Origin of the sequence: Amycolatopsis sp. NPDC058340, assembly GCF_042723975.1 — a bacterium.
Classification (GTDB): Bacteria; Actinomycetota; Actinomycetes; order Mycobacteriales; family Pseudonocardiaceae; genus Amycolatopsis.
Window position 1 is genome coordinate 89,287 of the sequence record NZ_JBHXIB010000013.1, and the last position, 15,514, is coordinate 104,800.

At 66.6% G+C, this 15,514-nt stretch carries 27 protein-coding genes; all 27 read right to left on the reverse strand.

From position 1 onward, the window contains the following. Positions 1-33: 33 nt before the first annotated feature. Positions 34-255 (reverse strand): translation initiation factor IF-1, encoded by a 222-nt coding sequence (infA, locus tag ACFWIW_RS17720; protein ID WP_005166804.1) that lies wholly within the window; start codon positions 253-255, stop codon positions 34-36. Positions 256-766: 511 nt separating this feature from the next. Then, positions 767-1,543 (reverse strand): type I methionyl aminopeptidase, encoded by a 777-nt coding sequence (gene map, locus ACFWIW_RS17725; RefSeq protein WP_378369424.1) that lies wholly within the window; start codon positions 1,541-1,543, stop codon positions 767-769. A gap of 44 nt (positions 1,544-1,587) precedes the next feature. Continuing rightward, positions 1,588-2,142 (reverse strand): adenylate kinase, encoded by a 555-nt coding sequence (locus ACFWIW_RS17730; protein ID WP_125788827.1) that lies wholly within the window; start codon positions 2,140-2,142, stop codon positions 1,588-1,590. Then, positions 2,139-3,446: a preprotein translocase subunit SecY gene (gene secY, locus ACFWIW_RS17735; protein WP_007031051.1), complete on the reverse strand. Its 1,308-nt coding sequence runs from the start codon at positions 3,444-3,446 to the stop codon at positions 2,139-2,141. Before secY ends, ACFWIW_RS17730 begins: the two co-directional genes overlap by 4 nt. A 322-nt stretch (positions 3,447-3,768) precedes the next feature. Then, positions 3,769-4,398 carry a LysE family translocator gene (locus tag ACFWIW_RS17740; RefSeq protein WP_378369425.1) on the reverse strand — a complete coding sequence of 210 codons (630 nt, stop codon included), beginning with the start codon at positions 4,396-4,398 and terminating at the stop codon, positions 3,769-3,771. 50 nt (positions 4,399-4,448) lie between these two features. Beyond that, a complete protein-coding gene (locus ACFWIW_RS17745) occupies positions 4,449-5,201 on the reverse strand; it encodes a hypothetical protein (protein ID WP_378369426.1) in 753 nt (250 codons plus the stop codon). 332 nt (positions 5,202-5,533) lie between these two features. Further along, on the reverse strand, positions 5,534-5,980 hold the full coding sequence (gene rplO / locus ACFWIW_RS17750) for a 50S ribosomal protein L15 (RefSeq protein ID WP_034304258.1): 447 nt from the start codon (positions 5,978-5,980) through the stop codon (positions 5,534-5,536). Continuing rightward, on the reverse strand, positions 5,977-6,162 hold the full coding sequence (rpmD, locus tag ACFWIW_RS17755; RefSeq protein ID WP_007031047.1) for a 50S ribosomal protein L30: 186 nt from the start codon (positions 6,160-6,162) through the stop codon (positions 5,977-5,979). The genes rplO and rpmD overlap by 4 nt, the downstream gene beginning before the upstream one ends. A 1-nt stretch (position 6,163) precedes the next feature. Further along, positions 6,164-6,808, reverse strand: coding sequence for a 30S ribosomal protein S5 (gene rpsE, locus ACFWIW_RS17760; protein WP_007031046.1), 645 nt, complete (start codon positions 6,806-6,808; stop codon positions 6,164-6,166). A 34-nt stretch (positions 6,809-6,842) separates the two neighbouring features. Further along, positions 6,843-7,241 (reverse strand): 50S ribosomal protein L18, encoded by a 399-nt coding sequence (gene rplR / locus ACFWIW_RS17765; RefSeq protein WP_007031045.1) that lies wholly within the window; start codon positions 7,239-7,241, stop codon positions 6,843-6,845. A gap of 2 nt (positions 7,242-7,243) precedes the next feature. Then, positions 7,244-7,783 carry a 50S ribosomal protein L6 gene (rplF, locus tag ACFWIW_RS17770; RefSeq protein WP_005166793.1) on the reverse strand — a complete coding sequence of 180 codons (540 nt, stop codon included), beginning with the start codon at positions 7,781-7,783 and terminating at the stop codon, positions 7,244-7,246. A 16-nt stretch (positions 7,784-7,799) separates the two neighbouring features. Then, positions 7,800-8,198 carry a 30S ribosomal protein S8 gene (gene rpsH, locus ACFWIW_RS17775; RefSeq protein ID WP_007031043.1) on the reverse strand — a complete coding sequence of 133 codons (399 nt, stop codon included), beginning with the start codon at positions 8,196-8,198 and terminating at the stop codon, positions 7,800-7,802. An 80-nt stretch (positions 8,199-8,278) separates the two neighbouring features. After that, on the reverse strand, positions 8,279-8,464 hold the full coding sequence (locus tag ACFWIW_RS17780) for a type Z 30S ribosomal protein S14 (protein WP_005166789.1): 186 nt from the start codon (positions 8,462-8,464) through the stop codon (positions 8,279-8,281). A gap of 4 nt (positions 8,465-8,468) precedes the next feature. Next, positions 8,469-9,032, reverse strand: a complete 564-nt coding sequence (gene rplE, locus ACFWIW_RS17785; RefSeq protein ID WP_378369427.1) for a 50S ribosomal protein L5 — start codon at positions 9,030-9,032, stop codon at positions 8,469-8,471. A gap of 2 nt (positions 9,033-9,034) precedes the next feature. Then, positions 9,035-9,349 (reverse strand): 50S ribosomal protein L24, encoded by a 315-nt coding sequence (gene rplX, locus ACFWIW_RS17790; RefSeq protein WP_005166786.1) that lies wholly within the window; start codon positions 9,347-9,349, stop codon positions 9,035-9,037. Between the two features lie 3 nt (positions 9,350-9,352). Continuing rightward, on the reverse strand, positions 9,353-9,721 hold the full coding sequence (gene rplN, locus ACFWIW_RS17795) for a 50S ribosomal protein L14 (RefSeq protein WP_005166785.1): 369 nt from the start codon (positions 9,719-9,721) through the stop codon (positions 9,353-9,355). A gap of 77 nt (positions 9,722-9,798) precedes the next feature. Further along, positions 9,799-10,080 carry a 30S ribosomal protein S17 gene (gene rpsQ, locus ACFWIW_RS17800; protein ID WP_007031041.1) on the reverse strand — a complete coding sequence of 94 codons (282 nt, stop codon included), beginning with the start codon at positions 10,078-10,080 and terminating at the stop codon, positions 9,799-9,801. After that, entirely contained in the window at positions 10,077-10,325 is a 249-nt protein-coding gene (gene rpmC / locus ACFWIW_RS17805; protein WP_007031040.1) for a 50S ribosomal protein L29, read from the reverse strand. The genes rpsQ and rpmC overlap by 4 nt, the downstream gene beginning before the upstream one ends. After that, positions 10,325-10,744 carry a 50S ribosomal protein L16 gene (gene rplP / locus ACFWIW_RS17810; protein WP_005166782.1) on the reverse strand — a complete coding sequence of 140 codons (420 nt, stop codon included), beginning with the start codon at positions 10,742-10,744 and terminating at the stop codon, positions 10,325-10,327. The genes rpmC and rplP overlap by 1 nt, the downstream gene beginning before the upstream one ends. 3 nt (positions 10,745-10,747) lie before the next feature. Then, positions 10,748-11,605, reverse strand: a complete 858-nt coding sequence (rpsC, locus tag ACFWIW_RS17815; protein WP_016331091.1) for a 30S ribosomal protein S3 — start codon at positions 11,603-11,605, stop codon at positions 10,748-10,750. Further along, positions 11,605-12,021, reverse strand: coding sequence for a 50S ribosomal protein L22 (gene rplV, locus ACFWIW_RS17820; protein ID WP_005166780.1), 417 nt, complete (start codon positions 12,019-12,021; stop codon positions 11,605-11,607). The genes rpsC and rplV overlap by 1 nt, the downstream gene beginning before the upstream one ends. A gap of 29 nt (positions 12,022-12,050) precedes the next feature. Continuing rightward, on the reverse strand, positions 12,051-12,332 hold the full coding sequence (gene rpsS, locus ACFWIW_RS17825) for a 30S ribosomal protein S19 (RefSeq protein ID WP_003102083.1): 282 nt from the start codon (positions 12,330-12,332) through the stop codon (positions 12,051-12,053). A gap of 18 nt (positions 12,333-12,350) precedes the next feature. Continuing rightward, a complete protein-coding gene (gene rplB, locus ACFWIW_RS17830) occupies positions 12,351-13,184 on the reverse strand; it encodes a 50S ribosomal protein L2 (RefSeq protein ID WP_005166779.1) in 834 nt (277 codons plus the stop codon). 16 nt (positions 13,185-13,200) lie between these two features. Then, a complete protein-coding gene (rplW, locus tag ACFWIW_RS17835) occupies positions 13,201-13,512 on the reverse strand; it encodes a 50S ribosomal protein L23 (RefSeq protein ID WP_005166778.1) in 312 nt (103 codons plus the stop codon). Beyond that, a complete protein-coding gene (rplD, locus tag ACFWIW_RS17840; RefSeq protein ID WP_240595817.1) occupies positions 13,509-14,195 on the reverse strand; it encodes a 50S ribosomal protein L4 in 687 nt (228 codons plus the stop codon). The genes rplW and rplD overlap by 4 nt, the downstream gene beginning before the upstream one ends. Before the next feature lie 2 nt (positions 14,196-14,197). After that, the gene (gene rplC / locus ACFWIW_RS17845; RefSeq protein ID WP_007031036.1) at positions 14,198-14,848 is read right to left on the reverse strand and encodes a 50S ribosomal protein L3; all 651 of its coding nucleotides are present in this window, start codon (positions 14,846-14,848) and stop codon (positions 14,198-14,200) included. A 34-nt stretch (positions 14,849-14,882) separates the two neighbouring features. Next, positions 14,883-15,188, reverse strand: coding sequence for a 30S ribosomal protein S10 (gene rpsJ, locus ACFWIW_RS17850; RefSeq protein WP_003102098.1), 306 nt, complete (start codon positions 15,186-15,188; stop codon positions 14,883-14,885). Between the last annotated feature and the right edge of the window lie 326 nt (positions 15,189-15,514).

Consider the following 15,514-nt stretch of genomic DNA (forward strand, 5'->3'; position numbering starts at 1 on the left):
TCCTGCTCTCCTGCTTGTGCTAACTCGTCGTGATCACTTGTAGCGGTAGACGATGCGACCACGTGACAAGTCGTAGGGCGAGAGCTCCACGACAACCCTGTCCTCGGGCAGGATGCGGATGTAGTGCTGCCGCATCTTGCCGCTGATGTGTGCAAGGACCTTGTGGCCGTTCTCCAACTCGACGCGGAACATCGCGTTGGGGAGCGGCTCGACTACGCGGCCTTCGACCTCGATGGCCCCGTCTTTCTTGCCCATGTCCTCCGCATTTCCTGTCGCTACACTGTGTGATCAGTCAAAGCTTGAGTGCTTGGCTGGGTGGTGCATCGGCACACTCCTGCCCGGGTCCAATGTCCGTTCGCGAGAAATCACGAGCGCGCAGGATCCGGGCGCGATGAGTACACCGACTTGACAGTGTACGCAACCCGTGTCGTGAGCCCCAAACGGGGGGTGACTGTGTTAGGTGCCCTCTGAGGCCGCCCTGGGCGACCAACCCCATCATACGCCCGCGCCGACCTGCGTTTAGCGGGCTAATCGTGCTCCGATGGGGCCTGGACCTGGAGCGCTCGGCGGCCGAGGTGCACCCGATGGGGGCAGCGGGCGGGCGCCTCAACGGCGGTCCGAGGCGCTGCGCCGGCCAGCGGGCCGACCTGCGTTTAGCGGGCTAATCGCGCTCCGGGAGGCCGATCGCCTTTAGCGGGCTAAACGCGATCCGGGGCCCCACCTGCGTTTAGCGGGCTAAACGCGCTCCGGCGGGCGAAGGGGCAGGTCAGGCGTCTTCGGGGGCGGTCAGTACCCAAGGGCCGTCATCGGTGATGGCGACCGTGTGCTCCCAGTGCGAGGCCCGCGAGCCGTCCGCGGTCACGACGGTCCATCCGTCCTCGAGCTCGACGGTCTCCCCACCGCCACCGGTCAGCATCGGCTCGATCGCGAGCGCCATACCGGTCTTGAGCCGCGGCCCCTTGCCCGGTTTGCCCAGGTTCGGCAGGAACGGGTCCATATGCATCTGGCGCCCGATGCCGTGGCCGCCGTACTCGACGATCATCCCGTACTCGACGCCGTCTTCCCGGCCTGCTTTCTCGGCGGCGGTCTGCACCGCGTGCGAGATGTCCGTGAGCCTGCCACCGGACGACACCGCGGCGATCCCGGCCCACATCGCCGCCTCGGTGGCGGCCGAAAGCGCGAGATCCGCCTTCGACACCTCACCGATCGCGAGCGTGACCGCGGAGTCGCCGTGCCAGCCGTCGAGGATGGCGCCACAGTCCACGGAGATGATGTCGCCGTCGTTCAGGATCTGCGTCTTCGACGGGATGCCGTGGACGATCTGCTCGTTCACCGAAGCGCAGATCGACGCCGGGAAGCCGTGATACCCCTTGAACGAGGGCACCGCGCCGGCGTCGCGGATCGTCTGCTCGGCGAGCTCGTCGAGATCGGCCGTGGTCACCCCCGGCTTGGCGATCTCGCGCACCGCGGTGAGGGTGCGCCAGACGACCAGTCCGGCGGCGCGCATCGCCTGGAGCTCGCCAGGGGTCTTGATTTCGATCATGCGCCCACGACGAAGCCGTTGCAGTACACGCAGTCCTCCGAGATTCACGTGCGGTCGCGCAGCGCTTCCAGCACGCGGGCGGAGATCTCGTCGACCGTGCCGACGCCGTCGACCGTGACCAGGATGTCCGCGTAGTACTCGAGCAGCGGAGCCGTCTCGGACACGTAGATCTGCTGGCGGCGGCGGATCACCTCTTCGGTGTCGTCCGAGCGGCCGCGGGACAGCAGCCGCTCGACGACGACGTCTTCCGAGACCTGCAGCTGGATGACCGCGTTGAGCTTGGTGTCGACCTCGCCGAGGATCTCGCCGAGGACGTCGGCCTGCTTCGTGTTGCGGGGGAACCCGTCGAGCAGGAAACCGACCTTGGCGTCGGGTTCGGCGAGGCGCTCACGCACCATCTCGTTCGTGACCGAGTCGGGCACGAGTTCGCCGGAGTCCAGGTAGCGCTTGGCTTCCTGGCCCAGCGGCGTCTGCTCGCCCACGTGGGCGCGGAACAGGTCGCCGGTCGAGATGTGCGGGATCCGGAGCTTCTCCGACAGTGCTACCGCCTGAGTACCTTTGCCCGCGCCAGGAGGGCCAACGAGAACCAGGCGCGTCACTTCAAGAACCCTTCGTAGTTACGTTGCATCAGCTGGCTTTCGATCTGCTTCACGGTGTCGAGACCGACACCGACCATGATCAGCACAGCCGTGCCACCGAACGGGAAGTTCTGGTTGTTCCCGCTGCCGGTGACGGACAGGAAGAAGTTCGGAAGGATCGCGATGATGCCCAGGTACAGCGAGCCCGGCAGGGTGATCCGGCCGAGGACGTAGCTGAGGTACTCCGCGGTGGGTCGGCCCGGGCGGATACCCGGGATGAAGCCACCGAACTTCTTCATTTCTTCCGCACGCTCGTCCACGTTGAACGTGATCGTGATGTAGAAGTACGTGAAGAAGATGATCAACGCGAAGTACAGCAGGACGTGCGCCCAGCTGGACTGGTTGACGATGTAGTTCTGGATGAAGACCTGCCAGCCCGCGTTGCTGTTGGCGTCGCCGACGAGGCGGCTGATCAGGTCCGGCAGGTAGAGCAGCGACGAGGCGAAGATGACCGGGATGACACCGGCCTGGTTCACCTTGATCGGCAGGTACGTCGAGGTCCCGCCGTACATGCGGCGGCCGATCATGCGCTTGGCGTACTGCACCGGGATCCGGCGCTGGCCCTGCTCGACGAAGATGACGCTGGCGATGATCACCAGGCCGAACACACAGATCAGGGCGAAGACGACGCCACCCGCGCTGCTGAGGATGTTGCCACCCTCGATCGGGATCCGGGCCGCGATGTTCAGGAAGATGAGGACGGACATGCCGTTGCCGACGCCGCGCTCGGTGATCAGCTCACCCAGCCACATCATGACGGCGGTACCGGCGGTCATCGTGATGACGATGATGGCCAGCGTGTAGACGCTGTTGTCCGGGATGATCGCGGTGTCGCACTGCGGGAAGAGCTGCTTGCGGTCGGCGAGCGCCACCACACCGGTCGCCTGCAGGACCGCGAGGGCGATCGTCAGGTACCGGGTGTACTGGGTCAGCTTGCCCTGGCCGGCCTGGCCTTCCTTCTTCAGTTCCTCGAATCGCGGAATGACCACGGTGAGGAGCTGGACGATGATGCTCGCCGTGATGTACGGCATGATGCCGGTCGAGAACAGCGACAGCTGCAGCAGTGCACCGCCACTGAACAGGTTCAGCAGCTGATAGACGCCCTCCTGCGACCCGGTCTCCGTACATTGCTGCACGGCGGAATACGAGATGCCCGGGGCCGGAATGGTGGCACCGATTCGGTAGACCGCGACGATGGCTAGCGTGAACAGGATCTTCTTACGTAGATCCGGCGTCGCTAGAGCCGAGCGGAAGGCGCTGAGCACGCGGGGAACCTCCTCGGCGTCGTCGGCTGTCTTACCGACGATCGGCTTGGCCGGCCTGGGGCCGGCGGGAACACACAGCTTTCTGGCACAAGCCAGGAACGCTTCGGGGCACACTCGTCCCGAAGCGTGCCGCCGACTCTAACAGCTTCACAGGGCGTGTCCGCAGTGCGTGTGGGTTTTCCGGACGAAGGTTGGTCCGCGAGGTTGATCGACTTGTGCTTCTCGCTCCGGAACCTTGACAGATCGCCTTACCTGTCTTCACTTTCCTGGCGCTGCCGGATCGCGTTTAGCCCGCTAAACGCGCTGTGATCAGCGAGGGCGTTCAGGTGCTCGAAACCGCCAAGGCGCCGGCCATGCCGAGGAGCGCGACACCGGTGCCGCGGTCCACATTGCGAGTCGCCCGGCGGGACAGCCGGAGCGTCTTCACGAGCGCACCCGCGCCGATGTAGGTCGCGCCCGCGACGAACTCGGCGAGCAGGTAGACGGCGCCGAGGATCGCGATCTGCGCGGAAAAGGAGCCGTGAGCTGCGTCGATGAACTGGGGCACGAACGCGGTGAAGATGAGGATCGCCTTCGGATTCGTGATCGCGACGACGAATTCCTTTCTCGCGATCCGGAGTGCCGGTACGGATTCGGCGGCCGGCGGCGGCTGGACCGGCGTGGTGCCGGCGCGGAACGTCGACCACAGCAGACGGCCGCCGAGCCAGAGCAGGTAGGCGACGCCCGCCCACTTGATCACTGTGAGTGCAAGCTCGGATGCCGCGAGGAGCTGTCCGAGGCCTGCCGCGACAGCCGCGATGAGCACCGTGAATGCGGCCAATCGGCCTAACAGGCCCGCGAGTCCCTTCCAGGCCCCCTGCGTCATTCCGTGATGCAGGCCGAGCAGATTGTTCGCCCCTGGCGTAAAAGCCACGAGTACCGCCGCTCCGAAAAAGACCGCCACCCAAGTCATCGGCCACCTCCTCCCCCACCGTATCGGCGACCGCGAGCGCGTTTAGCGGGCTAATCGCGCTCCTTCGCGCCGGGATCCGGCGGCGGCGCGAAGGCTGAATAGTCCGGGGGCTCCGGCGGGAGCACGGTGATGGAGATGCCGTCCTTCGGTGTGGGCATTTCCGCGAGGGCCGAGTCTCCGCTCAGTGGGACAGCGTCGTCCTGGACGCGGTGGCTCATGACCGCCGCACCCACCGCGGCGACGACCGCGGCGAGCAGTGCCCACATACCCGCTTCGAGTGTCAGGGCCACCTTGACGTCATCTCCCAGCTGACGCCCGGCGCTCAGCGTGGCGATGGTGCTGACGACACCGGTGAGGAACACCGCCGCGATGGTGGTGAGCCACCTGTCCATCGCACCCGGGCGTCCGGCGGCTCGCGCGCTGACGATCGCTGCGGCCAGCAAGAGCGCCGCGGCGACCAGGAGCGGGATACCGAGCGGAGACGATGAAGTGGTGAAAGCAGGTTCGTTGGTCTGTAACGCCGTCGTGTCCCACGCGCTTTGCACGAACACCATCAGGAGCTGTTCGCTGGTGTCGAAGGCGAACCGATGCTCGGTCTTGAAGAGCGGGAAGAAGCAGCCTACGAGGGACAGGACCAGAGCCAGCGATGCCAATCCCGCGGCGACCAGCCTGCGGGGCTCGATCCGGGCGGACCGCGCCGGCTCGCCTACGGGATCCATGGGGCCGGAAACCGACACGACCATCGGCGGGGCGTCCGGCTGCTGCTGCACGGGCTGCGGATCCTGCCCTGGAGGTATGGCCACCTCACGATCCTTCCAGCTCGGACACCCCTCCGCCATGCTCGTGACCGCCGTGGCCGACTTGCGTTTAGCCCACTAATCGCGATCCGGGCGACGGGCACCTGCGCGACCATCGGAGCGCGTTTAGCCCGCTAAACGCGCTCCGGGGCGGGCGGCCTGCGCTCGGGCCAGATCGCGATTAGGGGGCTAAACGCAGGTCGGCGGGAGGGCCGGGCGAAACGGGCCAGATCGCGTTTAGCCCGCGAAACGCAGGTCGGCGGCGCCGGAGGGAGCGCAAGCGAAAGGCCCGCCTGGCAGAGCCTGGCGGGCCTTTCGGTGAAGCGAGCGAAGAAAGCTCAGAGCGTGGTGGCGGAGCCACCGGCGGCGGAGAGCTTCTCCTTGGCGGAGCCGGAGAAAGCGTCGGCGGTGACGTCCAGCTTGACGCCGTTCACGTCGCCGTTGCCGAGCACCTTCACGAGCTTGCCCTTGCGGACGAGACCGTTCGCGACGAGCTCCTCGGCGCCGACCTTGCCACCCTCCGGGAAGACGCGGGCGATGTCGCCAACGTTCACCGGCTGGTACTCGGTGCGGAACCGGTTCTTGAAGCCGCGCAGCTTCGGCAGCCGCATGTGGATGGGCATCTGCCCACCCTCGAAACCGGCGGGCACGTTCTTCCGGGCCTTGGTGCCCTTGGTACCGCGACCGGCGGTCTTGCCCTTCGAGCCCTCACCACGGCCGACGCGGATCTTGTCGCGCTTCGCGCCCGGAGCCGGACGAAGGTGGTGGATCTTGATGGCAGTCATGCCTTGACCTCCTCGACCTCCACCAGGTGGCGGACGGTGTGGATAAGGCCGCGCACCTCGGGAGTGTCATCACGCACGACGCTCTGGCGGATCTTGCGCAGCCCGAGGGTGCGCAGCGACTCGCGGTGAGCGTGCTTCGTGCCGATCTTGCTCTTGACCTGGGTCACCTTGAGCTGAGTCATGTCAGACCCCCTGACCCGCGCGCTGACGCAGCATGCGAGCCGGCGCGACGTCCTCGAGCGGGAGACCGCGGCGGGCCGCGACCTCTTCGGGACGCTGCAGACCCTTCAGGGCCGCCACGGTCGCGTGCACGATGTTGATCGCGTTGTCGGAGCCGAGCGACTTCGACAGCACGTCGTGGACACCCGCGCACTCCAGCACCGCGCGCACCGGGCCACCGGCGATGACACCGGTACCGGCCGAGGCCGGACGGAGCAGCACGACACCGGCGGCTTCCTCACCCTGGATCGGGTGGGGGATGGTGCCGGCGACGCGGGGAACGCGGAAGAAGTTCTTCTTCGCTTCCTCGACGCCCTTGGCGATGGCCGCGGGAACTTCCTTGGCCTTGCCGTAGCCGACGCCGACCTGACCGTCGCCGTCACCGACGACCACCAGGGCGGTGAAGCTGAAGCGACGACCACCCTTGACGACCTTGGCGACGCGGTTGATCGTCACGACCTTCTCGAGGTGCGGGGTCTTTTCCTGGCCGGCCCCGCCACGGCCGCTGTCGCGCCGGTCCCGGCGGTCGCGACGGTCATTGCGGTCGTTGCCGCCCTGCCCGCCGGGTCCACCCTGGCCGCCGCCGAATTGCCGTGTACGTCCCGGCATCAGGCTTTCCTTCCATTCACGAGCATCTGCTGCATCAGAACTCCAACCCCGCCTCACGCGCGGCGTCGGCGAGCGCCGCGATGCGGCCGTGGTAGGCGTTGCCACCACGGTCGAACACCACGGTCGAGACACCGGCGTTCTTGGCGCGGGCGGCGACGAGTTCCCCGACCTTGGCGGCCTTGGCCTTCTTGTCGCCTTCCAGCGCGCGGACGTCCGCCTCGAGGGTGGACGCCGACGCCAGGGTCTTGCCGGCGAGGTCGTCGATCAGCTGCACGGCGATGTGCCGCGACGAACGCTTGACGACCAGGCGCGGACGCTGGTCCGTGCCGTTGATCTTCTTGCGAAGGCGGAAGTGCCGACGGGCCTTCGCGACGCGGCGGCGGGTCGAGATGTCCTTGCCGACCGGCTTGCGCTTCGTAGTCGTGTCGCTCATGATCACTTACCCGTCTTTCCGACCTTGCGGCGGATCTTCTCACCCTCGTAGCGCAGGCCCTTGCCCTTGTACGGGTCCGGGCGGCGCAGCTTGCGGATGACCGCGGCGATCTGGCCGACCTTCTGCTTGTCGATGCCCGAGACCGAGAACCGGGTGGGGGTCTCGACCTTGAAGGTGATGCCTTCCGGGGCCTCGATCTTCACCGGGTGGCTGTAGCCGAGGGCGAACTCGAGGTCCGAGCCCTTGGCCTGCACGCGGTAACCGACACCGTGGATCTCGAGCTTCTTCTCGTAGCCCTCGGTCACACCGACGACGAGGTTGTTGACCAGCGTCCGGGTGAGACCGTGCAGGGCACGGCTGGTGCGCTCCTCGTCGGGCCGCTTGACCTCGAGCGTGCCGTTCTCGGCCTGCTCGACGGTGATGGGCTCGGCGATGGTGTGCTCGAGGGTGCCCTTGGGCCCCTCGACCTTGATCTGCTGACCGTCGATGGTCACCTTGACCCCGGAGGGGACGGCGACCGGCAGCTTTCCAATGCGTGACATGTCTGTGCCCCCTTCCTTACCAGACGTAGGCGAGGACTTCGCCGCCCACGCTGTTGCGCTTGGCCTGACGGTCGGTCTGGAGGCCGGACGACGTCGAGATGATCGCGACGCCGAGGCCACCGAGAACCGACGGCAGTTCGGTCGATTTTGCGTAGACCCGCAGACCGGGCTTGGACACGCGGCGGAGGCCGGCGATGCTGCGCTCACGGTTGGGGCCGTACTTCAGCTCCACGACGAGGTTCTTGTGCTTCTCGCCCGGCTCGTCGCGGTAGCCCGAGATGTAGCCTTCGCGCTTGAGGATCTCGGCGATGTTCGCCTTGATCTTCGAGTGGGGAAGCACGACCTCGTCGTGGTAAGCCGAGTTCGCGTTACGCAGACGGGTCAAGAAGTCTGCGATGGGGTCGGTCATCGTCATGGTGACCTGTCAACCTTTCTCGCCCTGGTTCCCTGCACTCACTGCAGGGCCTGTGGCGAAGTGGGAGTTAAAAAAGACTCTTACCAGCTGGACTTGCGGACGCCGGGCAGCTCGCCCGCGTGTGCCATCTCGCGAAGGCAGATCCGGCAGAGCCCGAACTTGCGGAACACCGAGTGCGGGCGACCGCACCGCTGGCAACGCGTGTAACCGCGAACCTTGAACTTCGGCGTCTTCGCGGCCTTGTGGACCAGTGCTTTCTTGGCCATCGACTCAGTTCTCCTTGAACGGGAAGCCGAGCTTGCGAAGCAGCGCGCGGCCCTCGTCGTCGGTGTTGGCGGTGGTGACGACAGTGACGTCCATACCGCGCGGGCGGTCGATGGCGTCCGGGTCGATCTCGTGGAACATGGACTGCTCGTTGAGACCGAACGTGTAGTTGCCGTTGCCGTCGAACTGCTTCGGCGAAAGCCCGCGGAAGTCACGGATACGCGGCAGCGCGATGGTCAGCAGCCGGTCGAGGAACTCCCACATGCGGTCGTTGCGCAGCGTGACGCGCGCACCGATCGGCTGGCCCTCACGCAGCTTGAACTGCGCGATGGACTTGCGAGCCTTGCGAACCTCGGGCTTCTGCCCGGTGATCGCGGCCAGGTCGCGGATGGCGCCTTCGATCAGCTTGCTGTCACGGGCGGCGTCACCGACACCCATGTTCACGACGACCTTGACGACGCCCGGGATCTGGTGGACGTTCTCGAAGGAGAACTCCTCCTGGAGCTGTCCCTTGATCTCGTCGCGGTACCGCACCTTGAGGCGCGGGGCGATCTTCTCTGCGGTGGTCATGATCAGATGTCCTTACCGTTCCGGCGCGAGACCCGGACCTTCTTGCCGTCCTCGCCGATGCGGTAGCCCACCCGGGTCGGCTTGCCGTCGGAGTCGACGACCATCACGTTCGAGACGTGGATGGGCGCCTCCTGCGTGACGATGCCGCCGGACTGCGCGCCGCGCTGGGTCTGGGAGATCCGCGTGTGCTTCTTGATCCGGTTGACGCCCTCGACCAGCACGCGCTCGCGCTCGGGGTAGGCCTGGATGACCTTGCCCTTGGCACCCTTGTCCTTGCCGGCGATGACGACGACCGTGTCGCCCTTCTTCACCTTCATGCTCTACAACACCTCCGGCGCGAGCGAAATGATCTTCATGAACTTTCGGTCGCGCAGCTCGCGGCCGACCGGCCCGAAGATGCGGGTGCCGCGGGGCTCATTGTCGTTCTTGATGAGCACAGCAGCGTTCTCGTCGAAGCGGATGTAAGAACCGTCCGGACGACGGCGCTCCTTGCGCGTGCGAACGATGACCGCCTTGACGACGTCACCCTTCTTCACGCCGGCGGCCGGCATGGCGTCCTTCACGGTGGCGACGATGATGTCGCCGATGCCCGCGTAGCGCCGCCCCGAGCCACCGAGAACGCGGATGCAAAGGATCTCCTTCGCGCCCGTGTTGTCGGCAACCCGAAGCCGCGACTCCTGCTGGATCACGTCTACTCCTGTATGTCGCGCTGGTTCTCGCGTTCTGCCGCGAGCCTTGCGGAACTAAGGGACTCAGAGAGCCCTACTTACTTGGCCTTCTCCACGATCTGCACCAGACGCCAGCGCTTGGTCGCCGACAGCGGGCGGGTCTCCATCAGGGTGACCCGGTCGCCGACGCCCGCCTCGTTGTTCTCGTCGTGCACCTTGACCTTGCTGGTGCTGCGGAGAACCTTGGCGTAACGACGGTGCTTCTTGCGGTCTTCGAGCTCGACCACGATCGTCTTGTTCATCTTGTCCGAGACGACGTAACCCTCACGGACCTTGCGGTCGTTGCGGGGGGCCGCCTCAGCGTTGGGCTGCTCGCTCATGCGGCACCTTCACTCTCGGCGTCAGGGGAAACGGACAGGCCGAGTTCACGCTCGCGCATGACCGTGTAGATCCGCGCGATGTCCGTGCGGACGGTGCGCAGACGGCGGTTGTTGTCGAGCTGTCCGGTCGCCATCTGGAAGCGGAGGTTGAAGAGCTCCTCCTTGTATTCCTTCAGACGCAGAACGAGCTCTTCCGCGGTGAGCTCACGCAGCTCCGATGCCTGGGCGGCACCTGCCTTCGCCATCAGAACTCACCACCTTCACGGGTCACGATGCGGCACTTCATGGGCAGCTTGTGGATCGCGCGACGGAGCGCCTCACGGGCGGTCTCCTCGTTCGGGAACGAGATCTCGAACATCACGCGGCCCGGCTTCACGTTGGCGATCCACCACTCGGGCGAACCCTTACCGGAACCCATGCGGGTTTCCGCCGGCTTCTTGGTCAGCGGGCGGTCCGGGTAGATGGTCGTCCACACCTTGCCGCCACGCTTGATGTGACGCGTCATGGCGATACGAGCGGACTCGATCTGCCGGTTGGTCACGTAGCTGTGCTCAAGCGCCTGGATGCCGTACTCGCCGAAGTTCACCTTCGTACCGCCCTTGGCGGCACCGTGGCGCTTCGGGGAGTGCTGCTTCCGGTGCTTGACCCTGCGCGGGATGAGCACGTGTCAGCCCTCCGTCTTTTCTGCAGTCTCAGCAGCCGGGGCCTCGGTGGCGGTGCCACCCTTGGGGGCGTCGTCGCTCTTCGCGGCGGCGGCCGCCCGGCCGGCTTCGGTCGAGGTCGGCGTCGTGCCCGACGAGCCGGAACGGCGCGGTCGGGACGGGCGGTCACCACGGTCACGGCGCGGGGCGCGCTCGGCGGCCGCGGCGGCGTCACGCGCCTCCTTGGCCTTGAGGCCACCCACGAGCTCGCCCTTGTAGATCCACACCTTCACGCCGATGCGACCGAACGTCGTCTTGGCCTCGAAGAAGCCGTAGTCGATGTCGGCACGCAGCGTGTGCAGCGGGACGCGGCCATCGCGGTAGTGCTCGGAGCGGGACATCTCGGCACCGCCGAGACGACCGCCGCACTGCACGCGGATGCCCTTGACCTGCGGCGAACGCATGGAGGTCTGGATCGCCTTGCGCATCGCGCGGCGGAACGCCACACGGTTGCTCAGCTGCTCCGCGACACCCTGAGCGACGAGCTGGGCGTCGGCCTCGGGGTTCTTGACCTCGAGGATGTTCAGCTGGACCTGCTTGGCGGTCAGCTTCTCCAGCGCGCCGCGGATGCGGTCGGCCTCCGCGCCGCGACGGCCGATGACGATGCCCGGCCGGGCGGTGTGGATGTCGACGCGGACCCGGTCACGGGTGCGCTCGATCTCGACCTTGGAGATCCCGGCGCGCTCCATGCCCGTGGACAGCAGCTTCCGGATCTTGACGTCCTCGGCCACGTACTCCGCGTACTGCTTGTCGGCGTACCAACGCGACTTCCAGTCCGTGGTGATACCCAGGCGGAAGCCGTGCGGGTTGATCTTCTGGCCCACTACCGGCCACCTGCCTTCTTCTTGCCCTGTGCCTTCTTGGCCTCGGCCTTGGGACGCGACTCCACCTCGACGGTGATGTGGCTGGTCCGCTTGCGGATCCGGTACGCGCGGCCCTGGGCCCGCGGACGGATGCGCTTGAGGGTCGGGCCCTCGTCGGCGTAGGCGTTCTTGACCCAGAGGGTGTCCGGGTCGAGATCGAGGTTGTTCTCGGCGTTGGCCACGGCGCTGGCGAGCACCTTCGCGACCGGCTCGCTTGCCGCCTGCGGGGCGAACTGGAGCACGGCCAAGGCGTCGGCGGCGCTACGTCCCTTGATCAGCTCGATCACCCGGCGCACCTTGGTAGGCGAGTCCCGGACGAAGCGAGCCCGCGCGTAAGCCGTCGGCAGAGCCTCGGCCACGTCGTTCTGGGCGTTCATCGCTAGCTTCCTTGTTCTCTCGTGCCCGCTCAGCGGCGGCGCGACTTGCGGTCGTCCTTGATGTGGCCCTTGAAGGTCCTAGTCGGGGCGAACTCGCCCAACTTGTGACCCACCATCGCCTCGGTGACGAACACCGGGACGTGCTTGCGGCCGTCGTGCACCGCGATCGTGTGACCCAGGAAATCCGGGATGATCGTGGAGCGACGCGACCACGTCTTGATCACGGTCTTCTTGCCCGACTCGTTGAGAGCGTCCACCTTCTTGAGCAGGTGGTCGTCCACGAAGGGGCCCTTTTTGAGGCTACGTGGCATGTTCTTCTACCTCCCTGCTCAGCGCTTCTTGCCGGTACGCCGGCGGCGGACGATCATGGCGTCGGAAGCCTTGCGGCGGCGGGTGCGGCCTTCGGGCTTACCGTTCGGGTTCACCGGGTGGCGACCACCGGAGGTCTTACCCTCACCACCACCGTGCGGGTGGTCGACCGGGTTCATGACGACACCACGGACGGTGGGACGCTTGCCGCGCCAGCGGTTACGGCCCGCCTTGCCCCAGTTGATGTTGGAGTGCTCGGAGTTGCCGACCTCGCCGATGGTGGCGCGGTTGCGCACGTCGACGTTGCGGATCTCGCCCGACGGGAGACGAAGCTGGGCGTACGGCCCGTCCTTCGCCACCAGCTGCACCTTGGCACCGGCGGACCGCGCCATCTTCGCGCCGCCACCGGGGCGGAGCTCGATCGCGTGGATCACGGTGCCGACCGGGATGTTGCGCAGCGGCAGGTTGTTACCCGGCTTGATGTCGGCCCGGGGGCCGTTCTCCACCGTGTCACCCTGCTTGAGCTTCTCCGGGGCGATGATGTAGCGCTTCTCGCCGTCGGCGTAGTGCAGGAGCGCGATACGAGCGGACCGGTTGGGGTCGTACTCGATGTGCGCGACCTTGGCGGGAACTCCGTCCTTGTCGTTCCGGCGGAAGTCGATCAGCCGGTACGCGCGCTTGTGGCCACCGCCCTTGTGCCGGGTGGTGATCTTGCCGCTGGAGTTACGGCCGCCGGACTTGCTCAGCGGACGCAGCAGCGACTTCTCCGGGGTGGACCGAGTGATCTCGGCGAAGTCGGAGACGCTGGAACCGCGACGACCCGGGGTCGTCGGCTTGTACTTGCGGATGCCCATGTGTCAGCTCAGTCCTTTACGCGGTGGGTCCGCCGAAGATCTCGATCGGCTTGCTCTCAGCCGAAAGAGTCACGATGGCGCGCTTGGTGTCCTTGCGCTTGCCGAAGCCGGCGCGAGTCCGCTTACGCTTGCCCTGGCGGTTGGCCGTGTTGACGCTGACCACCTTGACGCCGAACACCTTCTCGACCGCGATCTTGATCTGGGTCTTGTTGGCGTCCGGGCGGACGATGAACGTGTACTTGTGGTCCTCGAGCAGCCCGTAGGACTTCTCGGAGATCACCGGCGCGAGCAAGATGTCGCGGGGATCGGGGATGGCGATCGCACTCACTGCTCGTCACTCCCTTCAACCTCGCTCGACCGAGCCGAAGCCTTCGCGCCCTTGCCCCGGACGGGGCCGGCGACGAACACGTCGTAAGCGGCCTTGGTGAACACCACGTCGTCGTTGACCAACACGTCGTAGGTGTTGAGCTGGTCGGGCGTGATGATGTGGACCTCGGCCAGGTTGCGCACGGAGTTCCAGCTCAGCTCGTCGTCGCGGTGCAGCACCACGAGAACGCGCTTGGCCTGGGTCACCGCGGCGATGGCGGCCTTGGCGGACTTGGTGGACGGCTTCTCGCCGGTCACCAGTTCGGTGATGACGTGCAGCTGTCCGGCACGGGCCCGGTCGGAGAGGGCGCCACGCAGGGCGGCGGCCTTCATCTTCTTCGGGGTCCGCTGGGTGTAGTCGCGCGGCGTGGGGCCGTGGACGACACCACCGCCGACGAACTGCGGCGCACGGGTCGAACCCTGGCGGGCGCGGCCGGTGCCCTTCTGGCGGTACGGCTTCTTGCCACCACCGCGGACTTCACCGCGGGTCTTGGTGTCATGCGTGCCCTGGCGAGCGGCGGCCAGCTGGGCCACCACGACCTGGTGCATGAGGGGCACGTTGGCCTGCACGTCGAAGATCTCCGAGGGGAGCTCGACCGTGCCGTCGGCTTTACCGGCCGGGGTCTTCAGCTCGACGCTGGTCATGTTCAGTTACCACCCTTCGCGGCGCTGCGAACGAACAGCAGGCCGCCCTTGGGACCGGGCACGGCGCCCTTGATCAGCAGCAGGCCGTCCTCGGCACGCACCGCGTGCACGGTCAGGTTCTGCGTGGTGACCCGGTCGTTGCCCATCCGGCCCGCCATGCGCAGGCCCTTGAAGACGCGGCCCGGGGTGGCGCAGCCACCGATCGAGCCGGGCTTGCGGTGCACGGCCTGGGCACCGTGGCTCGCGCCCTGGCCCTTGAAACCGTGACGCTTCATGACACCGGCGTAGCCCTTGCCCTTGCTGGTACCGGTCACGTCGACCTCGATACCGGCCTCGAACACCTCGGCGGTGATCTCCTGGCCGACCTCGTAGGTCTCGGCGTCGGTGGTACGCAGCTCCGCAAGGTAACGACGCGGGGTCACGCTCGCCTTGTCGAAGTGGCCGGTGCGCGGCTTGTTCACGCGACGCGGGTCGACCGCGCCGAAAGCCAGCTGCACGGCCTTGTAGCCGTCGTTCTCCTGGGTCCGAACCTGGGTGACCACGTTCGGCCCGGCCTGGACGACGGTCACCGGGACGACCCGGTTGTTCTCGTCGAAGACCTGGGTCATGCCGAGCTTGGTGCCCAGGATGCCCTTCACTTGCCTGTCAGACATGAGTCTCTTACTCTCCGCCGCTCGCCAGCCGCTGCTACTGGATGTTGACGTCGACGCTCGCCGGCAGGTCGATGCGCATGAGCGCGTCGACCGTCTTCGGCGTCGGGTCGAGGATGTCGATCAGACGCTTGTGCGTGCGCATCTCGAAGTGCTCGCGCGAGTCCTTGTACTTGTGCGGCGAGCGGATGACGCAGTAAACGTTCTTCTCGGTGGGCAGCGGCACCGGCCCGACAACACGGGCGCCGGTACGCGTGACCGTCTCGACGATCTTGCGTGCCGAGGTGTCGATCGCCTCGTGGTCGTAGGCCTTGAGCCGGATGCGGATCTTCTGTCCCGCCATGGTGGCTGCTCGTTCCTTGTCGTCTCGTGCCGCTTTTGTCTTTTCAAACCTCAGCCTGGCTGAGGTTTTCCCAGTTCAACGGCCCTGTCCCCGGTCCACGCGGTCGGGCGTGTCGTGCCCGACGCACAGACGGATCCCGCGGGATCTTCGTCTTGCCTGGTCTTCCTCAACGTGAGGAGGCATCGAGCCGGCGGAAAAGCTTGGATCGCCGTCTCAAACGCCCTTGCCCGCTAGCCTCACCCGAAGGAAGTGCTCCGCGGACCGTGGCCGCTCATACCAGGGCGGCCGGAACCTGTCTTCCGAAGGAAGTACGAGTTCGGCCGCCC